Raw genomic sequence first — 18211 nt, 5'->3', positions numbered from 1 at the left:
TCCAATCTTTCCCGGCATCAATCTTTCATCGACTGTTCGCGCAACGAATCCGCCAGGAGGTTGAGGCCGAGCACGAACGACATCAATGCGATCGTCGGCGGCAGCGCCGGGTGGATGAAGGAGCGCAGCAGCCGGCTGGCATCCTTGATCGCCGTGCCCCAGTCCGGGCTTTCCGGCGCCAGCCCCAGCCCGAAATAGCCGAGCGTGCCGAGCAGGATGGTGGTGTAGCCGATGCGCAGGCAGGCGTCTACGATCAGCGGCCCGCGCGCATTGGGCAATATCTCCCACAGCATGATGTACCAGGGCGATTCACCGCGCGTCTGCGCCGCCGCAACATAGTCGCGCGTCTTGATGTCCATGACCAGGCCGCGCACGATGCGGAACACGCCGGGGCTGGAGGCGAACACCACCGCCACGAAGATGTTGAGCTGGTTGGGATCGATGTGAATGATCTTGAACGGATCGGCGTCGAAGACAAGGCCGGCATAGATCCAGCCGCCAACGACCAACGTCAGGCCAAGCAGGATATAGAGGCGGTCGGGCCGATTCTTGTAGCGCGTCCAGAACAGCACGCTGAAGAAGATGATCGGAAACAGGAAGAACAGCCCGGCCATCGCGTAGGGGATCGGCGTGTCCATGATGCCTGGCGTCACCAGCAGGTAGAACAGGAGGATCACCGGGAAGGCCAGCACAAGGTTGGCGAGGAAGGAGAGCACTGTATCGATCCTGCCGCCATAGTAGCCGGCCGGCAGGCCGAGCGTGATGCCGACCATCAGTGCAAAACCGGTTGCCGCCGGCGCGATGATCAGCACGATCTGGCTGCCATAGACCATTCGGCTGAACACGTCGCGGGCGAGCTTGTCGCCGCCGAAGAGATAGGCGAGCCCCGATTGCGGATCGATCGCGCCCGGCAGCGCGTCCTTCATGATCGGCACTTGGGCAAGCGGATCGAAGGGCGCGACAGTCGATGCGAAGATCGCCGTGAACAGCCAGAACAGGCAGATGCCGACGCCGACGATGCCGACGCCGCTGTCGAAAAGCTGGCCGTAAAGGCCAAGCTTCTTCTTGTAGCCGAAGCTCGCTCCCATCACCAGGGCGAGAGCGATCCAGACCGGCCAGAAGCGGGCAAGCACGCCGAGTACGACGTTGAAGGCGCTGAGATATTCGACCTGCATCCGCCCGGTCTCCTATTGAACTCTGATGCGCGGATTGAGGAAGGCATAGCCGACATCGGAGATGAGCTGTGTGATCAGGACGATAAACACCGAGACCAGCGAGCAGCCGAGCAGAAGATCGATGTCGTTGTTGCCGGCGGCCTCGACCAGCGTGTAGCCGAACCCCTGGTAGCGGAACATCACCTCGACGATGACGACGCCGGTGAGCAGCCAGGGGAACTGCAGCATGATGACCGTGAACGGTGCGATCAGGGCGTTGCGCAGAGCGTGCTTGACCACCACGCTGCCGAAGGAGAGACCCTTCAGCCGGGCGGTGCGGATATATTGCTGTGTCATCACCTCGACCATCGAGGCGCGGGTCATGCGAGCGATGTAGCCGATGCCGTAGATCGCCAGCGTCATCACCGGCAAGGTGAAATTGTAGAAAGTGATCCCCTGGCTGGCCGAGGCCGCCGAACCGTTCAGCACGCCGAGCCAGGAGGCGAAGATGACGGTGAAGATGACGCCCGAAACATATTCGGGCGTCGCCGTCGAGGCGATCGAAGCCACCGACAATGTGCGGTCGGTACGTGAGCCCTCGCGCATGCCGGCAAGAATGCCGATCAGAAGCGAGATCGGCACCATGACGGCCAGCACGCAGAGCATCAGGATGCCGGTCGCGCTGAGCGCCGGAAAGAGTTTCGAAGCGACCGTCGTCTTGAACTTGGTCGAGCAACCGAAATCGCCTTGCAGGATGCCGGAGAATGTCGGCACGACCGGATCGTTGCAGAAGGAGAAACGCTGCGCTGGCTTGCCGGTCGCCGGGTCGGTAACCGGCTGCTTGGGCATGACGCCCAGCCATTGGCCGTAGCGGACAAAGAAATTCTGCCGATAGCCATGGTTGACCAGCCAAGCCTCAAGTTGCTCGGCGGATGTGTGCATTTCAGTCTGGCTGATCGCCAGCTTCTTCAGATTGGGCCCGAGATTGACCAGGAAGAAGACGACCATCGTCAGGCACAGCATCGTCAATGCCATGGTGCCGAGACGCCTGATAACGAAAGAAAGCATGGCGGTCCCCTGCCGGTCGGGTTGGGGGGTGGAACCGGTTTGCAAGCCGTGCCCTGCCGCAAGCGGCAGAACAAGCCTTCAGACCAGTCCAGATGCGATACCCTTTTTATTGCAGACCTCGACCGAAGAGTCCGCAACTTTTTGCTGCGCCGACTTCAGGTCCAAGGACCATGCAAAGAGCGAGGGAAAGGGGCGAGCCGCCCCTTTCCGGATCGTCCGGTCAGGCCTGGTCGAGCCAGACCTTGCCGTAGTCGCGCTCGAAGGTCGGGTGCATCTTGTAGTTCTGCACCGCCTTGACCGAATGGCTGTAGAGCTTGCGCCAATAAGGCTGGATGATAATGCCGGAATCCTGCAAGATCTGCTCGATGTCCTTCATCATTTCCTTGCGCTTGGCGGCGTCGGCAACTGCGAGCGCAGCGTTGAGCTTGGCATCCCACTCCGGGTTCGACCAAGCCGTCTCGTTCCAGGCTTCGCCGGTGCGATAGCCGATCGCCAGAACCTGGACGCCGAGCGGCCGCATGTTCCAGTTGGTCATCGACAGCGGATACTTCGTCCAGTCGTTCCAGAAGGTCGAACCCGGCAACACCGTACGCTTGACCTTGATGCCGGCGTCGCGCATCTGCGCAGCGATCGCATCGCCGGTGTTCTTGTGCCAGTCTTCGTCGACCGTGATCAGCTCGTGCTCGAAATCGGCCTGGCCGGCTTCCGCCATCAGCGCCTTTGCCTTGGCCGGGTCGCGAGCAACCTTCGGCAACTCGTAGTATTCCGGATGGATCGGGGCGACATGGTGGTTTTCGGCGACAGTGCCGGCATTACCGTTGCCGAGCTGAAGGACGACAGCGTTGTCGACCGCGAGCTGCAGGGCGTTGCGGACCTTCTGATCCCCATAAGGCTTGTTGGTCACATTGGTGCGGCAGACGATCGTCGAAGCGGTGACGACCTCGGACTTGACCAGGTCGATACCATCGAGGATCGACACATAGTCGGCCGACGTCTCGAAATTGGTATGGACCTCGCCAGCTTCGAAAGCGCTGACCATCGCCGCCGGATCGGTGCCGTAGTCGATGAACTCTATGCCGTCGAGAAAGACCTCGCCGTCCCACCACTTGTTGTCCTCGCGACGCTTGTAGACGACCTTCTGGCCGACATCGTAGGAGACCAATTCAAATGGGCCGGTGCCGATCGGGCAGGCTTTGAAATCGCCGCCCTTTTCGTCGAAGGTCTTGTGGACGATGAGACCGGGATAATCGCACACGTTGGGGATGAGGGCGATATCCGGCGTGCTGAGCTTCAGCTTGATCGTGTGGTCGTCGACCTTGGTCACTGCGCTTTCGTCCAGCTTGTCGTCCTTGACCAGCGAGCCGAGGCGACCGGGCATGGAATTGCCTTCGGCTTTCTTGTCGCCCCAACGCTTGAGGTTGAAGATGACGTCGTCGGCGGTGAACGGATCGCCATTGTTCCAGGTGACGCCCTTGCGCACATGCAGCGTGTATTCGGTAGCGTCGTCATTCACGTCCCAGGCTTCCAGCAGATAGGGGCGGAACGTGTATTCGGTGGTGTATTTGACCAGCGGCTCGAGCGCCTGGCGCTCGGCATTGGCGATTTCCGACCAGTCGGACTTGCGCGGATCCTTCGGATCCTTGATCCATTGCGCGACCTTCAGTATGCCGCCTTTCTTGCCCTGGATCTCCTCCGCCTTGGCCGGCGTGGGGTCTGCAAGGCCAAGCATGCCATAAGCCATCGCCGTCGACGCGCCGAAGACGCTGGCGAGAGCCAGAAATTCGCGGCGATCCATCTTGCCTGCCTTGGCGTCTTCGGCCATGGCCAGGATGTGATCGGGAACGCGGTCGCCGTTACTCTTGTAGATCGTCATGACTAACTCCCATTGTTGGCTTTCTGCCTTTTAACATTCCGCATTCGCGCCATGATGTCAAAGACGGCACGGATTGGGAACATGCCAAGGAATGTGCAACTTTGGAAGCAGGGCGGTTCGCGTGATAACGACAGTCTTGGCGCAAAATTGCTACTGCGCAAGGGATTTCGTTCGAAATCTCCAGGCGATTAAACTGGGACATTTGCTGCTGCGCCGCTCGTTCTTCTGACAAAGCAACTGCCATGCGCCCGCGCCGCGCCAACGGCCGGCTTCAATATTCCCGTTCGTAGAAAATGCCGCCCTTGGCTTCACCGGCGTCGGTTGCCTCGCCACGCAGTTTTACGCCACGCCCGACGTCGAGGTCGACGGTTGCCTTGCCCGAGCCCGGCCTGTCGCCCTTCTGGATCGTCACATAGGTGCGGTCGTTGAGATACTTGCCCGCCGAGACGGCGGTGCCGCCCTGTTCGTCCGTGATTACGTCGAGATCGTCGACGCCGATTGCGCTGCGCAGGTTCTGAAGCAGGGATGTCGAGCCGCCGACGCCGGCCAGTTGTCCGGCAGCCTCGGCGAGCTGCGCGATCTGCAGCGGCGACAGGTTCGACATTGAGCGGCCGAAGATCAGCTGCGCCAGCACCTCGTCCTCCGGCAGCGCGGGTACCGAGGAAAAGGTGAATTTCGGGTTGTTCGCCTCGCCCGATACCACGATGGTCACGGTGGCGCTGGTCGTCTTCGATTGCGCCGTGAGGTTGAGGTAGGGCACCAGCGAGCCCGAGAAGCCGACGGTGCCTTCAGTGAAGGTCAGCCGCTTGGCAAGGATCGTCAGCCGCCCGCGCCGTAAGGTGAAAGTGCCGACCGCCTGGGGTGACGATGCCGGGCCGGTCAGCCGCAGTGAACCGCCGAGCTCGGCGTCGACGCCCCTGCCCTGGATGAAGATCTGGCTCGGCGCATTGACCGTGACGTCTAGGTTGAGGCCGCTGCCGCCGCCACCGCTGCTTGCAGCGGCCGGGCGCAACGCCTTGTCCTGCGCACGCACCGCTGCCGGCGCACCTTTATGCTTGACGTTGAGCTCGGCCAGCGAGCCGGGCAGCTTTTCGGGTACGGTGATGACGGTCTTGGCCAGGTTGACGGTACCGGAAATCACCGGCGCGGAGGTGAGCGGTCCCTTGATGGTCAGGTCGCCGCCGAGATTGGCGGTGACCACCTTGCCGTCGGTATAGCGGCCGTCGACGAGCTTGACCGACAAGTCGGCCGGAAAACCTTTTGCCGGATCGATGCCGACGGTGCCGCTGGCCGAAAGGCTGCCGCGCGTCGACAGTGTGCCGGTCAGGCGATTGATCCTGGCCACGCCATTACCGATGGCGACGTCCGCGGTGATGTCATTGATCGCAAGCCTCGAGCGCGCGTCGACCAGGCGGGCGCCTGACGTGCGGACCGTGCCTGAGATCACGGGCGACGTCGCCGGGCCGCGCACCTGCACATTGACGTCGGCCGTGCCGCTCAAGGACAGGCCTTGCGCGGCGAGTGTCCTGGTGAGGAAGGCGAACGGCACCTTGCCGGAAAAGTTGAGATCAAGGGTGGGCGCGCCTGATGTCGACATCGTGCCGCCGCCCTTGAGGCCGAGGCCGGCGGCATCGCTCATATTGGCGTCGAAGGTCAGTCTGTTGCCCGAATACGTACCGGAGGATGAAACGCCCATGCCGCCGAAACCTGCACCGCGGGTCTGCGACGTCTGAACGCCTGCGGCGTCGATCTTGAAGGCAACGGCCGGATTGGCCGGCGCCCCCGTCACCTTCACCGTGCCCGAGATGGAGCCGGCGGCATCGAGGCCCGGCGAAAAACTGTTGGCTATCGAGATCGGCACGCGGGCCAGCGTCGCGTTGAGGTCGAGCCCCTGCCCAGCCTTGCCCGTGACCGTCGCCGTGCCGCCGCCGAGGTTGAGCACCAGCCTGTCGAGGCTGGTCGAGCCGTTGGCAATGGTGATGGTCGAGGCCTGGGCGATGGCCGCCTTGATGCCGCGGATGGTCGCTTCCCCGGAGGCAAGTTCGACCGTCGTCGAGCCCTTGACCGCCTTGACCCGGCCGGCGGCCTTCAGCGGAATGTCCTTGACGGTGGCGCCACCCGAGAAACCGGTCCATTCGCCGTCGCGCTTGAGATCGACGTCGACACCACGGATAACCGTGCCGCCGGAAGTGACGCTGTCGGCACGGATTTTTCCGGAGATCACCGGTGCCGCCAGATAGTTGGCGATCAGCGCATCGATGGTCACCGCCTTGGCCGAGACATCGCCGCGCGAGATCGAGCCCGTCGTCGCCTTGACGGCGACCTGCGGCACGGTGCCCGCCTTGGAGAAGGCGATCGTACCGCGCACATCGCCATCGGCCTTTTCCAGTGCCAGGGCAGCAAGCGGACCGATATCGGGCAGGTCGAGTGCCACGGTGCCGACCGGCACGAAGGCATCGTCGAGGGCCAGGTCGCCGGAAATCCGGTTCTTGCCGAGCGACAGCAAAAGCCCGTTGATGGCGCGTTTGCCGTCCGATGTCGCCAGCACCGCGCTGCCCTGCAGCGGCTGGTCCGCGACATTTCCGGTAAGTTGCACATTCGCTGCCGGGTTGGCAGCGTCCGCCTTGCCGGTGGCGGTGAGCTTCAGGCCAGTGATCTCGCGCGTAGCCACCGAAAGCCGATCGCTATTAACAGTCAGCGACAGATCCGGCGCGGTGCTGGCGCCTTGCGCATTCAGCGCGAAAGAGATGGCGCCTTTGGCGTCCTTGGATAGCAGCGAGACGTCGCGCAGCGCACCCTTGATGTCGGCGCTGAGCTTGTTGTCGGCAAGGCTCGCCTGTCCGTCGGCGCTCAGCGCGCCTGATGACAGCCTGACCGCGTTGGCGGTGACATTGCCGTTGGCGTCCCGCTTCAGCGCGGCACTGAGTTGCGTTCGCTCGGCGAGCACGCCACGTACCGCCGCCGGCAGTGCCGCCGAGGCGGCATCCGCCTTGAGGTTAAGGTCGATGGCGCCGTCGGCCAGCGAGACCCGCCCGTTAAAGCCGCTGTTCAACGCGTCGCTGGTCACGGTGCCGCTGTCCACGACGACGGCATCGGCGGCAAGGCTGCCGGCAAGTTTGGCAGTGACCTTGCCGGCGATCAGCGGCGCGACGGTCGGGTTGTCGAGGCCGATTTTTTCAGCGGTCACCGTGCCGGAGATCGGCCCCGTCCGGGCCTCCACGTCGAAGCGATCGGAGTGTAGCGCAAGCGTAATGCCCTCGACCTTAGCTAGATTGGTGGCGGCCGATGGCAGCGTTGCGGAGACGTCGAGCTTCGGCTGGGTGCCCTGCCCGGCCGCCTTCAGTGATAACGCCTGCAGCTCGAGCTTGATCGGGCTTGCCTTGCTGCCGAGCGACAGCGGCAGGCTCGGACCGGTCGAGGCGAGGTCGAGCGAGAAATCGCTGGCGCCGTTCGGATTGATGGTGCCGGCCGCCTTGCCGGAGATTTTCTCGCCGGCAAGCGTCGCGTGCTCGATGGCGATGCCGCTGGCCGACGAGAAGCGGCCTGCCGCATCGAGATCGAGCGGCCCGAGCCCAGCCTGCCGGGTCTGACTGGTTTCGGCGCCGCTGAGCTGGGCGTTGAAGCGGATGTCGGGAGCAGCCGACGATCCCGTGACCTGCGCAGTGCCGCTGAGCGTGCCCACTGCATCGAGGCCCGGCGAAAAATCATTGGCAAGTGCGGCCGGCACCGCCGACATGGTGGCAGCGAGATCAAGCGTCTGGCCAGCCGTACCCGACACGGCAACCGAACCACCGCCGACACCGAGCGCCAGTTTCTCTATGCTCACCCTGCCATTGGCGATTGTCAGCGCCGATGGCTGCGCGATAGCTGCCTTGATGCCGCGGATGGTCGCCTCGCCCGAGGCAAGCTCGATGCTGGTGATGCCGTTCGCAACCCTGACCCGCCCGGCCGCGCTGGCCGGAATGCCGGCGACCGTGGCGGCGCCGCTAAAGCCGGTCCAGTCGCCATCGCGTTTCAGGTCGACATCGATGCCGCTGATCATCGTGGTTCCGGAGGTGATCGTGTCGGCCTTGATTTTGCCGGAGATCGCCGGGGCTTTGAGATAGTTGGCGACCAGCGCGTTGACGGCGATTGTCTTCGCCGCCAGTTCGCCGCGCGAAATCGCGGCGCTCGTCGCATCGATCGCGACCGTCGGCGCTCCATTGTCGTTCGCGAAGCGGATCGTGCCACGCACGTCGCCCGCTACCGTCTGGCCGGCGAGCGACGCCAGCGGAGCAATATCCCGGGCATCGAGGGTCAACGTGCCGAGCGGCAGCAGGCCGTCGTCGAGCGTGAGGTCGCCAGAGATCTTGTTGTCGGCCAGCGAGACGGCAAGTCCATTGATGGAACGCTTGCCGTCGGTGGTGACCAGCGATGCCTTGAGGTCGAGCGGCTGGTCGTCGACCGAGCCGGTCAGCGAGACATCGGCGGCGGGACTGGCGATATCGGCCTTGCCGCTTGCGCTCAGCTTGATCTGCTTCACCAGATGGCCGGACGCCGTCAGGCTGTCGCTGTTGGCCGAAACTGAGAAATCCGGAGCGCTGCGCGCGCCGCTTGCGGTCAGCGCGAAACCGACGGCACCGCCGGCCTTGGCGCCGACCAGCGGCGACAGCACCGACACGTCGCCGAGCGTGCCCTTGATATCAGCCCGGATATCAGTGCCTTGCGCACTGGCGGTGCCGCTGGCGCTAAGCGTGCCGGAGGTGAGTTGCAATGCGTTCGCGGCGAACGCACCGTCCGGGTCGCGGGTCGCGGTTGCGGAAAACTGCACGCGCTCACCGAGAACCGAGCTGATCTGCGGCGGCAGCGCCGTCGAAGCCGCGTCGGCATTCATCTTGAGCGTCATCGACAGATCGGCCAGCGCCACTGTGGCCGTTACGGACGCATTGAGCGCGTCGCTGCGTAGCGTGCCTTCGTCGACGACAATCTGTTCCTTGCTGACGGAGCCGGCGAGACCGGCGCTGACCCTACCCGTTATCAGCGGCGCCAACGTCGCGACGTCGGTGTTCAGGCCGGCTGCTGTCAGCTTGATGGTGACAGGTCCGCTACGGTTCTGGATGTCGAAACCATCGGAATGCACTTGCCCGATCAGGTCGTCCACCCGCGTGCCGCCCGCCACCACCGAGACCAGCGACGCGCCGATATCGACCATCGGCGCCTTGCCATCGCCGAAAGCGCGGGCCGTGGCGTCTTTGATCGCCACGGTTATCGGCTGCGCCTCGCTGCCGAGGCTAAGCACGATCGGCGGCCCTTTCGCCGCGAGTTTCACAGAAAGATCGCTGGCGCCGTTCGGATCGACAGTGCCGGCGGCGGTCGCGTGCACGGCGCCGCTGTCGATATTGGCGCGCTCGATATCGACGCCGCCCGCCGTAGTCGCTGTGCCGGCTAGATCAAAGGTGGTCTTGCCGGCAAACAGCGGTTTCAGGGTTTCGGGCAAAAAACGCTCGAATTCGCCGTCACCCTTGGCCTCGACATAATTGCCCTCGTCGGTGAGCTGATGGCGACCGGTGAGTTGGGTGACGATCCGGCCGTCGACAACGAAGGTCCCGATGCCATTCCAGTTGGCGAGCGGTCCTGTGCCGGAAACGACGATCTCGACCGGCGGCGCATCCGGCAGCTTGAGCAGGTTGGCGATAATGCCGCCGGCCGGCTCGGATGCCTTGAGGTCTAAGTCGAGCTTGTTGTCGGCCGGCGCGAAATGGACTTTGGCGTCGACCGTGCCTTGCTTGCCATCGTGGCGAACGATGTTGAGATTGCTCTCCATCGCCAATGGCGAGGCATCCGCCTTGAGCGCTCCCTTGGCTGCAAGTTCGGCGACACCATTGCCGGCCAGAGCCTGCCCGAGCGCGATTTCGGGAAGGTCGAGTTGCTTGACGTCGATGGAGACCGGCAGCGTTGTCGCTCCGCTCTGGCTCGGTTGTGTGCTGGCCAGCGGCAGCCTTGCCAGTTCGATACGCTCGGCGCCAATTCGATCGGCGCTGAAGCTCTTCGACAGCAGTGCCAGCGGCGACCAGTCGACAGCCACCTTGCGCGCCACCATCCAGGCGCCTTCGCGATCCTCCAGAACGACATGATCGACGGTCAGCGCACCCGACCAGATGCCGTCGATGCCGATGACAGTGACCTTGCGATCGCCGGTCGAGGCCATGGTCGAGATGATGCCGGCAAGATTTTCGCGGCCGCGCTCGGTTTTGGTCAGCACGACGACCGCTCCCACCGCCGCTGCCACGACGATGAGCAGCGTGTAGAAAAGGATGCGGAGGATGCGCCTAAAGATTGCCATCAGAATGCCTGGCCAATGCCGGCATAAATGCCGAAATGAGGATCGTCAGGACCGCGGTTGAGCGGCACCGCCGCGTCGATGCGCAGTGGCCCGAACGCCGTCAGATAGCGCAAGCCTACACCGGCGCCGACCTTCATGTCCGAAAAATCGGGGACCTGCCTGGTCGACACCGTGCCGGCATCGACGAACGGCACGACGCCGATCTTGTCGGTGACGGCGATACGCATCTCGACCGAGGTCTCGAAGAAGGAAAGCCCGCCGATCGGCTCTCCATTGCTGTCCTTCGGGCCGATGCCTTGATAGGCATAGCCGCGCACCGAGCCGCCGCCGCCGGAGTAGAAGCGCCGGTCGGCCGGAACGTCCTGAAGACCGGCGCCGATGATCGAGCCGATGGCGACGCGTTCGGCGAAAACGAATTTCGAGGCCGAATCGAGCGACTGGTAGGCCGATCCTTCGCCCTTCAGCTTGACGAAAGCAGCCCCGCTCAAGATGTCGTAGCTCGGCTCGGCATAGGCCAGCACCCTGAAGCCCCTGGTCGGGTTGAGCTTGCTGTCGCGATTGTCGTATACATATTGCAGCGGAATACTGGCAATCAGATAGGTGTGCTTGCCGAAAGCGTCGTGGATCTTCGAATAGTCGAGCGCGACTTGCGCGGAAACCGTCTGCTTCTTGTCGAGTTCGTAGGACAGGCCTGTGCTGCCCTTGACCGAGAAGTGATCGTAGGCGTCGGGGTGCTCTAGCACCGTGTTGACGCTGGCAAGGAATTTCGACGCCGGTCCGACCACGCCTGGCTTTTCGAACATGATGCCGGCATTGTAATTGAGCTGGGTCAGGTCGTTGCTGCCGATGCCGCTGATCTTGCCGTCGATGCGCAGCTTTTCGGCGCGGCCAAACAGATTGCGGTGGCCCCAATAGCCTTCGAGACCTAGCCCCTCGGTGTTTGAGAAGGTGCCGCCAATGCCGAAATAGCGCGGCTTGCGTTCGCTGACCTGGACACCGATCGGGATGTTGCCCTCGGCATCGAGGCTGTCGGCCTCCTTCAGCGTCACGCTGTTGAAGACCTCCAGCCCAAGCAGCCGGTCGCGTGCATCGTCGATCTCATCGGGCGAATATTGGCGGCCGCGCTTCAGGCCGGTCATATATTCGGTGAAGTCGCGGTCGACCTTTTCGGTGCCCTCGACAGTGGTATCGCCATAGCCGGCGACCGGCCCGGCCGCGACGGTGAGCGTCACGTCGAGCGTCGAGCCGGCGTGCTCGGCGACGATCTCGCGGTCCGTCACCTTGGCCAAGGGCCTGCCCTCTTGCTTGAGTGCCCGCACGATCAGGGCCTCCGCCTTGAGGACAGCTCCCGAGCTGGCGTCACCGCCGGCGATCAGACCGAAATCGGCGCTTGCCAAGCCCGCGGCATCGCCCTCAAGCCTGATATTGCCAAGCGTGAATTTCGGCCCGGCTGCTATGTTTATCACCACCGGAATCGGCTGCGGACCCGAAAACTCGGCATCGGGCGGCAAATCGTCGAGGGGCTTGCCTTGGATAGTGATGGTGACGACACCCTCGTAGCGCGCGTCCGCGTAGAGTGCAGCGACAAGTTGCTCACGATCGCTGCGCGCTTTGGCCAAAAGGCCCAGCGAACCCGAGACTGGGTGTTCCTCGTCGGCTTTCAGGGTCGAGGCGTTTTCGAGCTTCTCGGCGAGATCCTTGTCGGCGTCGGGCGCCTCAATCGTCACTGCATAGCGCAGCGGGTCGACGATATCGGCATCTTCGTCCTTCGACGACCCCCACAGCTTGATGCCGAAAATCTCGAAGGCGGCCGCATTTCCGGTCTCGACAATAAGTGCCGTCGAGCACAGCAAGGCAAAAAGCAGGGCGCGCGAAAGCGCGCGCCGTGGCGCGGTTCCTCCCGACATCTGCCTTTCATACGCCGGCATTATGTTCCTAGCCTAGCTCGCAAAACTAAAATTGGAATGAAGTTCTGAAGCGCTCGTAAAGGGGCCACAATCCAATTGCTGAAATAGACAGGGCTTGGAACTCACACCTTCTGCATCGCCGCAAGAAAGCGTGATCCCCTGTCCTATGGAGGTACTACCGGTCACCGGCCGGAAAGCAAACCGTTGGCAGGCGGATCCTGCCGCGTCCTGATGTTGACAAGCGCGACTGAAGCTTGAACATGTCTGGACGTTAGCACTTGTCTGGAGGGGTTTATGGCAATGCGCGCGGCACGTGGTCTATCGATTCTTTTCCTTCTCTTTTTTGCCTGGAGCAGTGTCGCGCAAGCGGCCGAAGCCCGGCGGGTGGTGACATCGGACAATTCCGACTATTTCGGTTTCGACCTCAGATCCGACCAGAATGTCAGCCTAGACCAGTGCAAGACCACTTGCCTCGGCGATCCGGCCTGCCGCGCCTTCACCTACAACCTCAAGGCCAAATGGTGCTTCCTTAAATCCGATTACAATTCGCTGAAACCCTTCGGCGGCGCCGTCGCCGGAAAAGTCGTCAATATCGACGGCGACCCCGACATCGGTGCGCCACCCGAACTCGCCTTCTTCCCCAACTGGATGGCCGACCAGGCCCAGCAATACCGCAACAAGCTCACCAGCCCGACCTACACCAAGCCGACCGAGGGGCTGACGGCGCTGAGGGCGGTCGCCGAACAGTCGGCGCTGACGGGCGACCGTCGCTCGGCCATGCAAAAGTACGAGGCGGCGGTTTCGGTGTTGCCGGATGATGGCCAGCTCTGGCTCGAACTGGCGCGCGAAACGCTTGCCGTCCATCCGACCGCCAACAGTTCGGAAGCATCGACCCTGCCGGCAAACGCCACCTCCGCCGCCTTCAATGCGTACAAACTGCTGCGCACCGCCAAGACGCGTGCCGATGTGCTGGCACTGCTCGGCGACGGCCTTGATCGCCGCGATCTCTACAGGCCGGCCCTGCAGGCCTACGAGGCGAGTCTGGCTTTGGTCAATTCGCCGGCGGTGAGGGCCGCCTATCAGGATCTCAAGGCCCGCAAGGGCTTCCGCATCATCGATCATACCGTCGACGCCGACACCAGCGCGCCGCGCATCTGCGCGCAGTTCTCCGAAGACCTGGTCAAGACCGGCGTCGACTATGCGCAATTCGTCACCGTCGATAACGCCCCCCCAAAAGGCGTCGAAGCCAAGGACAAGCAGATCTGCGTCGAAGGGCTAGAGCACGGCCAGCATTATGACGTGACCTTCCGCGCCGGCCTGCCGGCCGCCATCGGCGAGGTCACCGCAGCACCGGTGGTGCTGTCGATCTACGTGCAGGACCGCGCGCCTTCGGCCCGCTTCACCGGCGACAGCTTCGTGCTGCCTGCCGGCGCACGCCGCGGTATACCGGTCGTCACCGTCAACATGAATGCCGCCGAAATGAAGCTCTACCGCATCGGCGACCGCTCGCTGGCCCAGCTTCTGTCGGGGTATCAGTTCCTTCGCCAACTTGACGGCTACGACATTTCGAACATCTCCGAACAGATGGGCGAGCCGGTCTGGCAAGGCCAGCTCGACATCGCCAGCGACCTCAACAAGGAAGTCACCACCTCCTTTCCCATCGACGAGGCGTTGCCGCAGCGCAAGCCCGGCGTCTATGTGCTGACCGCGCAAGCCGTCAACGGTCACAACGACGACTATGATTCGCGTGCCACGCAATGGTTCCTCGTCTCCGACATCGGCCTGTCGACCTACACCGGACAGGATGGGCTGAACGTCTTTGCCCGTTCGCTCGCAACCGCCAAGCCGATTGCCCGCGCCGAACTGACGCTGCTGGCCAGGAACAACGAAATCCTCGGCACCGCGACCACCGACGCGGAAGGGCGGGCGGTGTTCAACCCCGGTCTGACGCGCGGCGACAGCGGCATGGCGCCGGCCGTGCTGATGGCCAAGCAGGGCGACAACGATTTCGTCTTCCTCGACATGGGCCGGGCCGGCTTCGACCTGTCCGATCGTGGCGTCGGCGGGCGCCCGGCGCCGGGCGCGCTCGACGTCTATGCCTGGACCGAACGCGGCATCTACCGCGCCGGCGAAGACGTCCACGTCGCGGCCCTTGCCCGCGACAGTGCCGCCAAGGCGGTCGAGAACCTGCCGCTGACATTCATCTTCTCGCGGCCCGACGGCGTCGAGGACCGCCGCATCGTCAGCGACGGCGCATCGGCCGGCGGCCACGCCGTCGACCTGCCGTTGGAACCCAACGCCATGCGCGGCACCTGGACGGTGGCGATCCACACCGACCCCAAGCAGGCAGCGGTCGCCAGCCAGATGTTCCTGGTCGAGGACTTCGTCCCGGATCGGATCGAGTTCGACCTGTCCTCCGACAAGCAGGAGATCGCGCAGGGCGAAACCGCCAACATCACCGTCGACGGCCGCTTTCTCTATGGCGCGCCGGCCGCGGGCCTCGCCCTCGAAGGCGAATTGACGCTGTCGACCGCCCGCGACTGGGACCGCTTCAAGGGCTATTCCTTCGGTCTCGCCGACGAACAGTCGGCGGAACCGACGGTGACGCCCTTCACCGGCTTGCCGGTGGTCGGCGAGGACGGCAAGGCGACCTTCCCTGTCTCCGTCGATCAACTGCCGTCGACCACCAAGCTGGTCGATGCCAAGGTCACGATCCGGATGCGCGAGACCGGCGGCCGCGCCATCGAGCGCTCGCTGAATATCGGCATCCGCCCGCAGGGCCATATGATCGGCATCCGCCCCGATTTCGACGGCGACGCGGTGCCGCAAGGCGGCACGGCCAAGTTCAGCCTGATCGCCGTCGACCCCGACGGCACGCGTGAGGCGCTAAAAGGTGCGCAATGGTCGCTGGTCAAGGTAGAGCGCAACTACCAGTGGTACCGCTCGAGCAACTTCTGGAACTATGAGCCGGTCACCTTCACCAAGGCGGTTGCCAACGGCCAGGTCGACCTGAGCGCCGATGGCGAGGCTACCATGTCGCTGCCGGTCGACTGGGGCCGCTACCGGCTCGAGATCGAGACATCAGATCCGGAAGGCCCGGCCACCAGCTACGAGTTCGATGCTGGCTGGTACGTCAGTTCCACCACCACCGAAACGCCTGACGGGCTAGAGATAGCCCTGGACAAGGATACCTATGCGGCCGGTGAAGTGGCCAAGCTGAAAGTGTCACCGCATTTTGCCGGCGAATTGCTCGTCACCATCGGCGCCGACAAGCTCTTGAAGACCGTCACCGCCACCGTGCCGGCCGGCGGCAGCACTGTCGATATCCCGGTCGGCGACGACTGGGGCGCCGGCGCATATGTCACGGCAACGCTGTTCAGGCCAGGCGATGCGCAAGAGACGCGTATGCCGGCCCGCGCCATCGGCGTCAAATGGCTGAAGCTCGATCCGGGCTCGCGGAAGCTCGCCGTCACCTTGACGCCCCCCGACAAGACCATGCCGCGCCAGCAGCTGTCGATCCCGGTCGCCGTCGCCGGCGTGCAGCCGGGCACCAACGCCTATGTCATGGTCGCGGCCGTCGACGTCGGCATCCTCAACCTGACCAACTACAAGGTGCCGGATCCGGAGAACTGGTTCTTCGGCCAGCGCATGCTCGGTCTCGAGGTTCGCGACATCTACGGCCGGCTGATCGACGGCTCGCTCGGCACAACCGGCAAGCTGCGCACCGGCGGCGACGGCGCCAACATGCAGTCGCAAGGCAGTCCGCCGACCGAAAAGCTGGTCGCCTTCTTCTCCGGCCCGGTCCAGCTCGACGCTGACGGCAAGGCGCGGATCGACTTCGATATTCCGCAGTTCAACGGCACCGTGCGCGTCATGGCCGTCGCCTGGACCAAGGAAGCGGTCGGCCATGCCCAGTCCGATGTGATCGTGCGCGATCCGGTGGTGATCACCGCCGGCCTGCCGCGCTTCCTGGCGCCGGGCGATTCCGCCGTCATGCGGCTCGACGTCGCCGACACCGACGGCCCCGCAGGCGATTACAAGCTGACCGTCAACACGACAGGCGACCTGTCCACCGGCAGTGCCGCCTTGCCTGAGAAGCTGACGCTCGCCAAAGGCAAGCGGCAGACGCTGACTGTGCCGTTGATTGCGCAGACCGCCGGCAACGCCTCGATCACCATCAAGCTCGCCCATGCCGACGGCACCGCCGTCGAGCAGACGCTCTATGTGCCGGTGCGCCCGGCGCAGCTGCCGGTGACCACCCGAATGGTCGTCGACCTCAAGGGCAATGGCGGCGCGCTGCGCGCCGACAAGGAGCTCTTGGCAGCAAGCCTGCTCGATGGCGCTTCTGTCAGTGTCGGCGTTTCGCAGTCAGCTGCCTTCGACGTGCCGTCGCTGCTGATGACGCTCGACCGCTACCCCTATGGCTGCGCCGAGCAGACCACCAGCCGCGCCATGCCGCTTCTCTACGTCAATGAGCTGGCCTCCGGCATCGGCATGGCCAGCGACCCGGATCTGCATGACCGCGTCCAGGATGCCATCTACAAGGTGCTGAGCTACCAGGCCTCGGCCGGCAGCTTCGGCCTGTGGGGTCCGGGTTCCGGCGATCTGTGGCTCGACGCCTATGTCACCGATTTCCTGACCCGGGCGCGCGAGCAGAAATACGACGTGCCGGCCCTGGCGATGAACCAGGCGCTGAGCAATCTGCAGAACGGGATCGGCTACGACCAGGACGTCCAGGATCGCGGCAGCGAGATCGCCTATGCGCTCTATGTGCTTGCCCGCAACAAGAAGGCCTCGGTCGGCGATCTGCGCTATTATGCCGACACCCAGCTCGAAGCCTTTACCAGCCCGATGGCCGTCGCCCAACTGGCCGCGTCTCTCGCGCTCTACGGTGACACGCAGCGCTCGGCGGCAACCTTCCAGGCCGCGTTGCAACTGGCCAAGTCGACCCCCGAATATGACTACTACCGGTCCGATTATGGCTCACGGCTACGTGACGGCGCGGCGATCCTGGCGCTTGCTGCGGAAAGCAAACCAGTGCCGACCATCGTGCCGGCGCTGATCCAGCTGGTGACCAGGGAACGCGCCGACGCCAGGTGGACCAGCACGCAGGACGAGGCCTGGATGCTGCTGGCGGCTCGCGCGCTGAAGGCCGGCAACGATTCGATCGCGCTGACCATCAATGGCGCACCACATGCCGGCGGCTATTCGGACCAGATCGCCGGCGGCGACCTGGCCGACAATCCGCTGACCATCGTCAACACCGGCAGCAATCCGCTGCAGGCGGTCGTCACCACCGTGGCCTCGCCGATCCAGCCTCTGCCGGCCAGCGGCAACGGCTTTACCATCAGCCGTACCTACTACAAACTCGACGGCACAGAGGCCAATGTCACGGAGGTCAAGCAGAACGAACGCTATGTCGTCGTGCTCAAGGTCTACGAGCAGAACACCTGGCCTTCGCGGCTCCTGATCACCGACCTGTTGCCGGCCGGCTTCGAGATCGACAATCCGGGCCTGGTCTCCAGCGCTCAATTGACGAACTTCTCCTGGCTGGCGCCGACCGATGCTGCCCATCTCGAATTCCGCGACGACCGTTTCGTCGCGGCGTTCAATCCCAATGACGGCGACCGCCACATCACGCTCGCCTATGTCGTGCGCGCGGTGACGCCGGGCACTTATGCCCATCCGGCGGCGACGATCGAGGACATGTACCGGCCGCAATATTCGGCCCGCACCGCCACCGGCATGATGGAGATCAAGGCGCCGTAAGGCAAAGATGGTGATGGACGCCATGAGCAAAGTGCCCCCTCACCCGCCCTCCGCTTCGCTCGGTCGACCTCTCCTCGAGGGGAGAGAAGACGGCCAGCGCCGGCGCCAGTCTCTTCTC

The 18211-nt window shown here is 63.9% G+C and carries 6 protein-coding genes; 1 reads left to right on the top strand and 5 read right to left on the bottom strand.

Features of this window, described 5'->3' with window-relative positions:
* Positions 1 to 17: 17 nt before the first annotated feature.
* From NKI85_RS08200 to NKI85_RS08180, 5 genes are all read right to left on the bottom strand, one after another.
* Positions 18 to 1175: an ABC transporter permease gene (locus tag NKI85_RS08200; protein WP_352529572.1), complete on the bottom strand. Its 1158-nt coding sequence runs from the start codon at positions 1173 to 1175 to the stop codon at positions 18 to 20.
* Between the two features lie 12 nt (positions 1176 to 1187).
* Positions 1188 to 2222, bottom strand: a complete 1035-nt coding sequence (locus tag NKI85_RS08195) for an ABC transporter permease (protein ID WP_352529570.1) — start codon at positions 2220 to 2222, stop codon at positions 1188 to 1190.
* 220 nt (positions 2223 to 2442) lie between these two features.
* On the bottom strand, positions 2443 to 4095 hold the full coding sequence (locus NKI85_RS08190; protein WP_352529568.1) for an ABC transporter substrate-binding protein: 1653 nt from the start codon (positions 4093 to 4095) through the stop codon (positions 2443 to 2445).
* A 271-nt stretch (positions 4096 to 4366) separates the two neighbouring features.
* Positions 4367 to 10417, bottom strand: coding sequence for a translocation/assembly module TamB domain-containing protein (locus NKI85_RS08185; RefSeq protein ID WP_352776532.1), 6051 nt, complete (start codon positions 10415 to 10417; stop codon positions 4367 to 4369).
* Positions 10417 to 12345, bottom strand: a complete 1929-nt coding sequence (locus NKI85_RS08180) for an autotransporter assembly complex protein TamA (RefSeq protein ID WP_352529564.1) — start codon at positions 12343 to 12345, stop codon at positions 10417 to 10419. Before NKI85_RS08180 ends, NKI85_RS08185 begins: the two co-directional genes overlap by 1 nt.
* A 273-nt stretch (positions 12346 to 12618) precedes the next feature.
* Between NKI85_RS08180 and NKI85_RS08175 the strand changes: the two genes are divergently transcribed.
* On the top strand, positions 12619 to 18093 hold the full coding sequence (locus tag NKI85_RS08175) for an alpha-2-macroglobulin family protein (protein ID WP_352776531.1): 5475 nt from the start codon (positions 12619 to 12621) through the stop codon (positions 18091 to 18093).
* Positions 18094 to 18211 lie beyond the last annotated feature (118 nt).

The organism is Mesorhizobium sp. M0571 (assembly GCF_040320985.1).
Taxonomy (GTDB): domain Bacteria; phylum Pseudomonadota; class Alphaproteobacteria; order Rhizobiales; family Rhizobiaceae; genus Mesorhizobium.
Note: the sequence above shows the minus strand (reverse complement) of the source record. Positions and strands in the feature narration are given on the sequence as shown.